Source organism: Curtobacterium sp. MCLR17_045 (assembly GCF_003234405.1).
In the GTDB taxonomy this organism is placed as follows: Bacteria; Actinomycetota; Actinomycetes; order Actinomycetales; family Microbacteriaceae; genus Curtobacterium; species Curtobacterium flaccumfaciens.
Genome location: NZ_QKTB01000014.1, coordinates 12842 through 23935 on the forward strand (window position 1 = coordinate 12842; position 11094 = coordinate 23935).

Genomic DNA, 11094 nt, shown 5'->3' on the forward strand with positions numbered 1-11094 from the left:
GAGGTGTCGTCAGGCGCGAAACGCGGCGGACGCGAGCGCGCGCCTACGCCTCGCCGGCGGTGCCGTCGAGCGTCGCGGCGCTGCCGCCGATCGAGCCGATGACGGCCTCGAGCGGGGCACCCGACCCGTCACGCTTCGACAGCCAGTCGGGCAGGGTCCGCGCGGCGCCGTCCGTGCCGGCGGCGTGCGGCGGCGCGATGCCGGCCCAGCCCACGGTGAGCCCGTCCTCGCCCTTCAGGAACGCGTGCGCCCGGACACCCTGGGTGGCACGGCCCTTCGCCGGGAACTCCGACAGGGCGGAGACCTTGGCGCGGCCGGCGTCCGTGCCGGGCAGGGCGGTCGAGGTGGTGGACACCGTGGCGACCACGGCGTCGTCGGAGCGTGCGACCGAGCCGAACCAGATCACGGAGGCGCCGTCAGCGAGGGCCATGCCGGCCACTCCACCCGCGGGCAACCCCTGCGCCCGGACGACGGACGCCGGGAACCGCAGCAGCTGCGCGTTCGAGCTGATGAACACGAGGTCGTCGGACTCCGGGGCCTGGGCAGCGCCGACCACGTGGTCGCCGGGCTTCAGGCCGATCGCGACGAACTCCGGCTTGTCGGGCCACGCACCCGCCACGACGCGCTTCACGACGCCGTGTGCGGTGCCGATCGCCAGCGAGTCCGACGACGCGCCGGACAGGTCGACGATCGCCACGACGGTCTCGCCCTTGGTGAGCGCCAGGAAGTCGGTGACCCGGACGCCGGCGTCGAGCCGGACCGCGGCGGGCGGTACGGCGGGGACGTCGACGGGGGAGAGCCGGAGGACACGACCGGTCGAGGTGATCGCGCCGATCTGCCCCCGCACCGTGCTCACCACGGCGGAGCGGACGGCGTCGTGCTTCGAGCGCTTCGGCACGCGGACGATGCCGAGCTCCGACGTCGGGATGTCGACGCGGATGAGCCGCCCGGTGGTGGAGAGCAGCACGCGGCAGGGGGAGTCGGCGATCTGCAGCGACTCCGGGTCGACCGCGGCCTTCCGACCGCCCTTCACCGGGGCGTCCGCCTCGGTGAGCAGCGTGCGCCGCGGGGTCGCGAACTTGTCGGACACCTCGGTCAGCTCGAGGGCGACCTGCGCGCGGAGCCGTTCGTCGGACGCCAGCAGTTCTTCGAGGGCGGCGATGTCGGCGAGCAGCTGGTCGCGCTCGGCCTCGAGCTCCATCCGCGAGAACTTCGTCAGGCGGCGCAGGCGCAGCTCGAGGATGTATTCGGCCTGCACCTCGGACAGGTCGAAGACGTCGCGCAGGCGGTTGCGCGCCGCCTCGGAGTCGTCGGAGGTGCGGATGACCTGGATGACCTCGTCGATGTCGAGGATCGCGATGAGCAGGCCCTCGACCAGGTGCAGCCGTTCCTTGCGTCGTGCCAGCCGGTACTGCGACCGGCGGGTGACGACGTCGAGCCGGTGCTGCACGTAGACGTCGAGCAGCTCGCGGAGCCCGAGGGTCCGCGGTGACCCGCCGACCAGGGCGACGTTGTTGATGCCGAAGCCGTCCTCGAGCGGGGTGTGCTTGTAGAGCTGCTCGAGCACGGCGGTGGGGTTGAAGCCGCTCTTGATGCCGATGACGAGCCGGAGTCCGTGGTTGCGGTCGGTCAGGTCGTTGACGTCCGAGATGCCGACGAGCTTCTTGGACTGGACGGCGTCCTTGATCTTCTCGATGACGCGTTCGGGGCCGACCAGGTACGGCAGCTCGGTGACGACGAGCCCCACCTTGCGCGGGGTGAGGTTCTCGACGCTCACCTTCGCGCGGGTGCGGAACGATCCACGGCCGGTGGCGTAGGCGTCGCGGACCCCGGAGAGCCCGACGATGGTGCCGCCGGAGGGCAGGTCGGGGCCGGGGACGAACTCCATGAGCTCTTCGAGGCTGGCCTGCGGGTTCATGAGCAGGTGCTTCGCGGCCTCGACGACTTCGCCGAGGTTGTGCGGCGCCATGTTGGTGGCCATGCCAACCGCGATGCCGGAGGCGCCGTTGACGAGCAGGTTCGGGAACGCCGCCGGCAGCACGCCCGGCTGCATGATCTGGTTGTCGTAGTTCGGGACGAAGTCGACGACGTCCTCGCCCAGGCCCTCGGTCATCGCCATCGACGGTTCGGCGAGCCTGGCCTCGGTGTACCGGGCGGCAGCGGGGCCGTCGTCGAGCGAGCCGAAGTTGCCGTGACCGTCGACGAGCGGCACGCGCATCGTGAACGGTTGGGCCATGCGGACCAGCGCGTCGTAGATCGCACCGTCGCCGTGCGGGTGCAGCTTGCCCATCACCTCGCCGGTGACGCGGGCGCTCTTGACGTGTCCGCGGTCGGGCCGCAGCCCCATCTCGGCCATCTGGTACAGGATGCGACGCTGCACCGGCTTCAGGCCGTCGCGGGCGTCGGGCAGCGCCCGCGAGTAGATGACGGAGTACGCGTACTCGAGGAAGGAGCCCTGCATCTCCTCGGAGACGTCGACGTCCTCGATGCGCTCACCGTCGGGCAGGCCGACTACGTCCGTGCGTGCCATGGCACCTTTCTGGAGAACCGGAGTCGTCTGGGAGACTCGTGGGATGGGAACAAGCGTACCGACGGCCCCCGACGCCGTCGCGAACCTCGCCGACGTCTTCCCGAGTTGCCTCGTGGCGCTCGGCGCTGCGGACGACGCGTGGTTGCGGAACGACGGCCTGGAGGCCCGTATCGCCCTCCGCCCCGCCCGCTCGGCGATCGTCGGGCTGGTCGACGGCCTCGGTTCCGCCGCGCTGGCGGCGCGCGCCGGGCATGCCCGCTGGTTGACCGGTGCGAAGGGCACCGGCACCGCGAAGAAGCTCCGGAGCGGGTTCCCGACGACGACCGCGGCGGCGCTGAGCACCCTGACCACGGGCCGCTCGCCCGGCACCCACGGCGTCGTCGGGTACAGCGGCTGGAACCCGGACACCGGTGCCGTGATGAACCTGCTGGGCGGCTGGGACACCGAGGTGCCCGCCGACTGGTTCCTGACGCAGACCCTGTTCACCCGGGCCGCGGAGCTCGGACTCGACCCCGTCGTCGTCGGGCCGGACCGGTACCGCTCGTCCGGGATGACCGCGAACGTGCTCGGCGGCGCCCGGTACGTGTCGGCGGACACCATCCCGCAGCGTGTCGACGCCGCACTGGCCGAGACCGCCACCGGCCGATCGCTCGTCTACCTGTACGTGCCGGAGCTCGACTCGATCGGGCACAAGTACGGCTGGCAGTCCGACCGGTGGACGGCCGCCCTCGAGCTGCTCGACGGGGAACTCGCCCGCCTCGATGCACGGACCGCCGACGACGTGGGGGTCCTGGTGACGGCGGACCACGGGGTGCTCGACGTGCCGGACCACGCGAACATCGCCATCGACCCGCTGCTGCTCACCGACGTCGTCGGCGTCGCGGGTGACCCGCGCTGCCGCCAGCTCACCGTCGCACCCGGTACCGACGTCCGCGCCCTGGTCGGCGCGTTCCGGGCCCGCTACGGCAAGAAGGCGTCCGTCGCCAGCCGTGCCGAGGCGATCGAGGCTGGGTGGTTCGGGCGGGTGTCCGACGAGGTGCTGCCGCGCATCGGCGACGTGCTCGTCGTGGCACGCGGCTCGTGGGCGTTCAACGACGACCGTGCCCTGCGCGAGGACGAGACGCCGAAGCGCATGATCGGCCAGCACGGGGCGATGACCGACGAGGAGACGATCGTGCCGCTCCGGCTCGCCGGCGCGTTCGCTCACTAGGGGCGTCAGCGCCGACGGCCGGTGAGCATGCCGATCAGGCGGGGTCGTCGTCCGGGCGGGTGCCGAAGACGATCTCGTCCCAGCTCGGCATCGAGCGGCGGTTGCGCTTCTTGCGTTCGCCACGGCTCTCGGGCTCCGGCGCCGATGCCGGGCGGGTGTCGGCCGACTGCGGTGCGGTGTCGTGCGCGCCGCCGTCCTCGAAGCCCTGCAGCGGGATGTCGACGACGCTGATGGACGTGCCGCGGGCGGACTCGTCGCGCTGCTCGCCGAAGGACGCTGCTTCGCGCTCACCGCGGCGACGCCGGAGCGCCTCGAGCAGGTCCGCGGTCTCGTTGCCGGGAGCACGCTCTTCCACGGCGGCCTGGCCGATGCGGGGCAGCGGCGCACGGAGCGGCGCGTGCTGGGACGGCTCGGGCTCGGCGGCCGGCTGCTCCGGCTCGTCGACGCGGAAGGCGCCCGAGTCGAAGCGGGTGCCGTCGTCGTCCTGCTGCTCGAACTCGACCGCACGCAGACGCGGGGCGATGCCCTCGTCGTCGGTGTGCGACAGCCGGTGCGCGTCGCCGTTGTCCGGTACGAGGGTCGAGGTCTTGGGGTCGAAGTGCCACTGGGCGTCGTGCTCGACCTCGCCAGCGGTGTAGCGGACGCGGACCTGCCAGCCGCTCTCCGGGTGCTTCCAGGAGCCCCAGGTGATCGCGGTGGCCTCGCCGGCCTCGAGCTTCGCGGTGATCGCGGGGCCGAAGGTGTCGGGGGCCTCGTCGTCGACCGGGGTGACCGGCACGCGGTGCGAGGCGTCGAGGATGAAGGCACGCTCGGCGAGGACCGGGCCCTCGAAGCGGCGGACGTACTCGACGTCGACGTCGAGCGCGGCGGCCACGTCGGCGGCGTCGGCGCCACCACGGATGCGCGCCTGGACGTCCTTGGGGGAGACCCGCTTCTGCGGACCGGCGTCGGGGTTCGCCTGGCGCACCTGGCCTGCCAGCGACGACGTGACGGGCAACCGGAACTCGGTGCCGCCGTCGGTCGCCAGGAGGAGTGCGCCGGACTCGACTCCGATGACTCTCACGTCTTGCATGGTTCCGCCTTCCCAGCGTCGCGTACGGTGCTGCTGTCGTACCCCGTGAGTATGCAGGGACGACGGGCGGTTTCCGGGGAGGCGCACGGGCGTGCCGCGGACATCCGCACGGCCGATCCCGGGCGGGCGGCGCTCCGGCAACGGGTGTCGGGAATGTCCGGTTCCGGTCGTGGGTTGCACAGCCAGCACGACCCGCCGCAGCACTCGGTTTGCGCTCTGGCGGGGCGTGGTGCAAACTGTCGCCGCCGATCACCCGGCGACGACCTCTCGATACGAGAAATGGATGGGCATGGCCACCGATTACGACGCCCCCCGGAAGACCGACGACAACTCTGACTCAGAGTCGATCGAGGCCCTCAAGGAGCGCGTTCCCGACAAGATGTCGGGGGTCGTCGACGATGATTCCGACAACCCCGGCAGCTTCGAACTCGCCGGGCAGGACCTCAGCGACGTCGACCTCGACGTCGTGGTGCTGCCCCCGCAGGTCGATGAGTTCACCTGCGTCGAGTGCTTCCTCGTGAAGCACCGCTCCCAGCTCGACCACGAGTCGAAGCTCGGACCGGTCTGCGCGGAGTGCGCTTCGCTCTAGCGGGCGCAGCCGCGTCGCTCTCGACGCAACGATCAGCGAAGGCCCCGCATCCTCCAGGGATGCGGGGCCTTCGTCGTGTGCTGCGAGGCGGAGCCGAGCCGCGCCTCCAGGCCGTGGGCCGTGATCCGTCAGGACCGCAGCGCCTCGACGACCTTGCCCGGGTGCCGGACGCTGACCAGCCAGTAGGGCGTCGGGTCCGCGTCGTCGCGCACCTCGACCTTGACGACCCCGCGGACGTAGCCGCGGAAGAGGGTCCAGGCGCGGGCGTCGAGTGCCGGCCCGCGCTGCTCGGTGGCCGCTGCGCCCTCGAACGCCTCGGTCGTGCCGACGAGCGTGCGGGGGAGGTGTGCCTTGCCCGCGCGGAACTCGGTGTCGGTGACCTCGATGGTGGGTGCGAGTGCCCACAGGAGGACCAGGACCCCGAGCTCCATCCCGATCGCCACGAGGACGCCGGCCAGGACGCTGATGGGGAGGAAGACGAGCAGGGTGGCGGGGATGACGAGCGCCGTCGCCAGGTAGAGGGCGGGCGGGGCCCAGAGTCGTTCGCGGTACAGGGTCACGGGTCCATTCGATCACGAGCGAGCGAGGTCACGGAACGGTCACGGCTGCACTACCCTCGTCACGTGACCGAACCAGTCGACGTCCTCTGGACCGGGGAGCACGCTCCCGGCCACGCCCACCCCGGCGACGCGGGTGCCGATCTCGTCTCCACCGAGGCCTTCGTGCTGCAGCCGGGGGAGCGACACCTGGCCGCCACGGGGCTGCGCATCGCGCTACCCGAGGGCTACGCCGCGTTCGTGGTCCCGCGGAGCGGCCTGGCGGCGAAGCACGGCATCACGATCGTGAACAGCCCCGGCACCGTCGACTCCGGCTACCGCGGGGAGATCAAGGTCGCCCTGCTCAACACCGACCAGACGGAACCGTACGAGGTGCACGTCGGCGACCGCATCGCCCAGTTGATCGTGATGCCGGTGCCGCAGGTGACCTACACCCGGGTCGACGACCTGCCGGACAGTGTCCGCGGACAGGGCGGGTTCGGCTCGTCGGGCTACGGTGACCGGAGCGACGCCGTGACCGGTGCCGCCGCAGACGCTCAGGAAGGAACGCGCGCATGAAGTTCGGCCGACGCAAGCGGGACGAGGTCGAGGTGGCGGACGCCGTCGCCGACGACATCGAGGTCGCGGACACGTCCCCCGAGGTCGACATCGCGACGGATGCCGACGCGGACCTCGACGAGGTCGACGCGGTCGCCCCGACGGACAAGTCCGCTCCGGAGGACCGGGCCGAGAACGGCCCCCACGACGAGACCGAGGCGAACCTGGTCCGCCCGTACGTCGACCTGGGCGGGGTGAAGGTGCTCCCGCGCGAGGGCCTGCACCTGCGCCTCGAGGTCGAGGAGGGCTCGCAGCGCGTCGTCGCGGTCGGGCTCGACTACGACGATTCCACGCTGCAGGTCCAGCCGTTCGCGGCACCCCGGTCCACCGGCCTGTGGCACGAGATCCGCGCCCAGATCGCCGAGCAGATCGAGCGCCAGGGCGGTGTCGTGACCGAGGTCGACGGCCCGTTCGGCCCCGAACTCCGCGCGTCGGTCCCGGTCGCCGTGGACGGCGACGGTGGCACCGCCGGCTCCCGCCCGGCCCGGTTCGTCGGCGTCGACGGCCCGCGCTGGTTCCTGCGCGGCGTGATCGCCGGCAAGGCCGCCGAGCAGCCCGACGACGCGAGCGAGATCGAGGAGCTGTTCCGCAGCGTCGTCGTCGTGCGCGGCACGACACCGATGCCGCCGCGCGACCTCATCCCGCTGCACATGCCCAAGTCGACGCAGACCGCGATCTGACCGACAGACGACCAACCCCGCCTGGAGGCACGGTGCCGGACCACGACGACACCCCACGACCCGAGACGGCTGGCTCCGAACCCGCTGCACCGTCGGCTGAGCCCTCGGTGGTGCCGTCGTTCTCCGCGCAGTTCCGCGACGCCGTGCAGAACGCCGGCATCGCCCGCGTCGCGCCCGGTGAGGCACCGTCCGGCCGGGCGCTCCTCGGCGCGGTCGGCGGGGTGCGTGGGCTCGCCGAGTCGGTGCTGCCCGGGTTCGCGTTCCTGGTCGTCTACGCGATCACGAAGGAGCTCGTGCCGAGCGTCGTGATCCCGGTGGCGGTCGGCCTGGTGTTCGTGGTGCTCCGGCTGCTGCAGCGGCAGTCGGTGACGATGTCGTTCGCGGGCATCCTCGGCGTCGCGGTCTCAGCCGGCCTGGCGCTCATCACCGGCCGCGCGGAGAGCAACTTCATCCCCGGGATCATCATCAACGCCGTCTGGCTCGTCGGACTGCTGATCACACTGGCGATCCGCTGGCCGCTCATCGGGCTCGTCGTCGGGTTCCTGCTGCCCGCGAACGAGGACGGCTCGCACGTCGACTGGCGCGCCGACCCCGTCAAGCGCCGCGTGCTGACGGTCGCCACCTGGATCTGGGTCGGGCTGTTCGCGGTCCGGCTCGCGGTGGAGGTCCCGCTGTACCTGACGGCGCAGGTCGAACTGCTCGCCGGGCTGAAGCTCATCCTCGGTGTGCCGCTCTACGCGGCGGTGCTCTGGGTGACCTGGTTGCTGGTCCGCACCGTGTTCGTCCGACGCGACGACGTCGCCCCGGTGTAGAGTTCTCTCGACATCAAGATAGTTCTCGCAGGGCGCGCACGCGTCCTCGGGATTAGGTTTGCCTTGCTGGTGGGACGGTCCACGGCCCGCGAGGATGAGGGCAAACCGATCAGTAGGGAGGCGGCACGGTGGCTGCAGTCAATAGCTTCGGCTCGAAGGACACACTGTCGGTTGGGGGTGTCGACTACGCGATCCACCGGATCGACTCGGTTCCCGGGCACGAGAAGTTGCCCTACAGCCTGAAGGTGCTGCTCGAGAACCTCCTCCGCACCGAGGACGGCAAGAACGTCACCGAGGGACAGATCCGGGCGCTCGGCTCCTGGCGGCCCGACGCGGAACCCGACACCGAGATCCAGTTCTCGCCGGCACGCGTCGTCATGCAGGACTTCACGGGTGTGCCGTGCATCGTCGACCTCGCCACCATGCGCGAGGCCATGGCGGACATCGGCGGCGACCCGAACAAGATCAACCCGCTGTCCCCGGCCGAGATGGTCATCGACCACTCCGTCATCGCCGACCTGTTCGGCAGCACGGACGCCCTGCAGCGCAACACCGACCTGGAGTACGAGCGGAACGGTGAGCGCTACCAGTTCCTCCGCTGGGGCCAGACCGCGTTCGAGGACTTCAAGGTCGTCCCGCCGGGCACCGGCATCGTCCACCAGGTGAACATCGAGTACCTGGCGAAGGTCACTTACACGCGTGACTTCGACGGCGAGACCTACGCGTACCCGGACACCCTGGTCGGCACCGACTCGCACACCACGATGGTGAACGGCCTCGGCGTGCTCGGCTGGGGCGTCGGCGGTATCGAGGCCGAGGCCGCGATGCTCGGCCAGCCCGTGTCGATGCTCATCCCGAAGGTCGTCGGCTTCAAGCTCTCCGGTGAGATCCCGGCCGGCGTGACCGCGACCGACGTGGTGCTCACCATCACGCAGGAGCTCCGCAAGCACGGCGTCGTCGGCAAGTTCGTCGAGTTCTACGGCGAGGGCGTCGGCGCCGTCCCGCTCGCCAACCGCGCCACCATCGGCAACATGTCGCCCGAGTTCGGTTCGACGGCGGCGATCTTCCCGGTCGACGACGTCACGCTGGACTACCTGCGGCTGACCGGTCGCGACGAGGCACAGATCGCCCTGGTCGAGGCGTACTCCAAGGCCCAGGGCCTGTGGCACGACGCGTCGGTCGAGCCGAACTACTCCGAGTACATGGAGCTCGACCTCTCCACGGTCGTGCCCTCCATCTCCGGCCCGAAGCGTCCGCAGGACCGCATCGAGCTCACGAACGCGAAGACCCAGTTCGAGCTCGACCTGAACAACTACACGACGCCGTCCGAGCAGACTGACCTCGACGACGCGGTCGAGGAGACGTTCCCGGCCTCCGACCCGATCGCCGCCGGTTCGACCAACGAGGACACGGCACTGCACGAGCACGTGCACGTGTCGAGCGCACCGTCGACCGCCTCGGCGCCGACGAAGGTCGCGATGGACGGGGCCGACCCGTTCACGATCGACCACGGTGCCGTCGCGATCGCTGCGATCACGTCGTGCACGAACACGTCGAACCCGTCGGTCATGATGGCCGCCGGCATCCTCGCCCGGAACGCCGCGAAGAAGGGCCTCACCGCGAAGCCCTGGGTGAAGACCACCCTCGCGCCCGGGTCGAAGGTCGTCACCGACTACTACGAGAAGGCCGGTCTCACCACCTACCTCGAGCAGCTCGGCTTCTACACGGTCGGCTACGGCTGCACCACCTGCATCGGCAACTCGGGCCCGCTGCCCGAGGAGATCTCGCAGGCCGTGCAGGACAACGACCTCGCCGTCACCGCGGTGCTCTCGGGCAACCGCAACTTCGAGGGCCGGATCAACCCCGACGTCAAGATGAACTACCTGGCGTCCCCGCCGCTGGTCATCGCCTACGCCCTCGCCGGGTCGATGCACTTCGACTTCGACAAGGACGCCCTCGGCACCGACCAGGACGGCAACGACGTCTACCTGACCGACATCTGGCCCGACGCGGCCGAGGTGCAGCAGGTCATCGACGAGTCGATCGACACCGAGATGTTCACCCACGAGTACGGCTCCGTGTTCGAGGGCGACGACCGCTGGAAGAACCTGCCGACCCCGACCGGCGACACCTTCGAGTGGGACCAGGAGTCGACCTACGTCCGGAAGCCCCCGTACTTCGAGGGCATGACGATGCAGCCCGACGCGGTGTCGGACATCTCCGGCGCCCGGGTGCTCGCGAAGCTCGGCGACTCGGTCACGACCGACCACATCTCGCCGGCCGGTTCGATCAAGGCCGACAGCCCCGCCGGCCAGTACCTCGCCGAGCACGGCGTCGACCGCAAGGACTTCAACTCCTACGGCTCGCGTCGCGGCAACCACGAGGTCATGATCCGCGGCACGTTCGCGAACATCCGTCTGCGCAACCAGCTGCTCGACGGCGTGGAGGGCGGCTACACCCGCGACTTCACGACGCCGGACGGTGCGCAGTCGTTCATCTACGACGCCTCGCAGCACTACCAGGAGCAGGGCATCCCGCTCGTCATCTTCGGTGGCAAGGAGTACGGCTCCGGCTCGTCCCGTGACTGGGCGGCCAAGGGCACGAACCTGCTCGGTGTCCGTGCGGTCATCACCGAGAGCTTCGAGCGGATCCACCGCTCCAACCTCATCGGCATGGGCGTCGTCCCGCTGCAGTTCCCGGCGGGTGAGACTGTCGAGTCCCTCGGGCTCGACGGCACCGAGGTCGTCTCGATCTCCGGGCTGACCGAGCTGAACGAGGGCCGCACCCCGAAGACGGTGCACGTCACCGCGACGCCGAGCGAGCACTCGCCGGCCGGCAAGCAGCCGATCGAGTTCGACGCGGTCGTCCGCATCGACACCCCCGGAGAGGCCGACTACTACCGCAACGGCGGCATCCTGCAGTACGTGCTCCGCTCGCTCGTCTGAGTCCGTTGAACGACAGGAGCGACGTGCGCACGGGTTGCTGACGCGACCACAGGACGGACGGGAGGCCCGTGGCGACACCGCCACGGGCCTCCCGTCCGTTGT

The 11094-nt window shown here is 70.7% G+C and carries 9 protein-coding genes; 6 read left to right on the forward strand and 3 right to left on the reverse strand.

Going from position 1 to position 11094, the window contains the following annotated elements; genetic code table 11:
• Window positions 1-43: 43 nt before the first annotated feature.
• Window positions 44-2530: a DNA topoisomerase (ATP-hydrolyzing) subunit A gene (locus DEJ05_RS10465; RefSeq protein ID WP_111110374.1), complete on the reverse strand. Its 2487-nt coding sequence runs from the start codon at window positions 2528-2530 to the stop codon at window positions 44-46.
• A 43-nt stretch (window positions 2531-2573) separates the two neighbouring features.
• On the opposite strand from DEJ05_RS10465, the gene DEJ05_RS10470 reads away from it, so the two are divergent.
• A complete protein-coding gene (locus DEJ05_RS10470; RefSeq protein WP_181440702.1) occupies window positions 2574-3740 on the forward strand; it encodes an alkaline phosphatase family protein in 1167 nt (388 codons plus the stop codon).
• 34 nt (window positions 3741-3774) lie between these two features.
• Here DEJ05_RS10470 and sepH read toward each other — a convergent pair whose 3' ends face one another.
• A complete protein-coding gene (gene sepH, locus DEJ05_RS10475) occupies window positions 3775-4803 on the reverse strand; it encodes a septation protein SepH (protein WP_181440703.1) in 1029 nt (342 codons plus the stop codon).
• Between the two features lie 298 nt (window positions 4804-5101).
• On the opposite strand from sepH, the gene DEJ05_RS10480 reads away from it, so the two are divergent.
• Entirely contained in the window at window positions 5102-5401 is a 300-nt protein-coding gene (locus tag DEJ05_RS10480) for a DUF4193 domain-containing protein (RefSeq protein ID WP_017886098.1), read from the forward strand.
• 128 nt (window positions 5402-5529) lie between these two features.
• Here DEJ05_RS10480 and DEJ05_RS10485 read toward each other — a convergent pair whose 3' ends face one another.
• Window positions 5530-5961: a DUF3093 domain-containing protein gene (locus DEJ05_RS10485; protein WP_110859581.1), complete on the reverse strand. Its 432-nt coding sequence runs from the start codon at window positions 5959-5961 to the stop codon at window positions 5530-5532.
• Window positions 5962-6024: 63 nt separating this feature from the next.
• Between DEJ05_RS10485 and dut the strand changes: the two genes are divergently transcribed.
• The 4 genes from dut to acnA all read left to right on the forward strand — a co-directional run bounded on the left by dut (window position 6025) and on the right by acnA (window position 10992).
• Window positions 6025-6516, forward strand: coding sequence for a dUTP diphosphatase (dut, locus tag DEJ05_RS10490; protein ID WP_071403948.1), 492 nt, complete (start codon window positions 6025-6027; stop codon window positions 6514-6516).
• Complete coding sequence (locus DEJ05_RS10495; RefSeq protein ID WP_258376132.1) at window positions 6513-7235, forward strand: DUF3710 domain-containing protein; 723 nt, start codon at window positions 6513-6515, stop codon at window positions 7233-7235. The genes dut and DEJ05_RS10495 overlap by 4 nt, the downstream gene beginning before the upstream one ends.
• A 32-nt stretch (window positions 7236-7267) precedes the next feature.
• Window positions 7268-8047 carry a DUF3159 domain-containing protein gene (locus DEJ05_RS10500; protein ID WP_111110376.1) on the forward strand — a complete coding sequence of 260 codons (780 nt, stop codon included), beginning with the start codon at window positions 7268-7270 and terminating at the stop codon, window positions 8045-8047.
• A 128-nt stretch (window positions 8048-8175) separates the two neighbouring features.
• Window positions 8176-10992: an aconitate hydratase AcnA gene (gene acnA, locus DEJ05_RS10505; protein ID WP_111110377.1), complete on the forward strand. Its 2817-nt coding sequence runs from the start codon at window positions 8176-8178 to the stop codon at window positions 10990-10992.
• The last annotated feature ends 102 nt before the right edge of the window (window positions 10993-11094 follow it).

What these genes read in the sequence shown, in the direction of transcription:
- DEJ05_RS10465 (WP_111110374.1), bottom strand. Translation starts at nt 2,530, where the DNA reads ATGGCACGCACGGACGTAGTCGGCCTGCCCGACGGTGAGCGCATCGAG.
- DEJ05_RS10470 (WP_181440702.1), top strand. Translation starts at nt 2,574, where the DNA reads ATGGGAACAAGCGTACCGACGGCCCCCGACGCCGTCGCGAACCTCGCC.
- DEJ05_RS10480 (WP_017886098.1), top strand. Translation starts at nt 5,102, where the DNA reads ATGGCCACCGATTACGACGCCCCCCGGAAGACCGACGACAACTCTGAC.
- DEJ05_RS10495 (WP_258376132.1), top strand. Translation starts at nt 6,513, where the DNA reads ATGAAGTTCGGCCGACGCAAGCGGGACGAGGTCGAGGTGGCGGACGCC.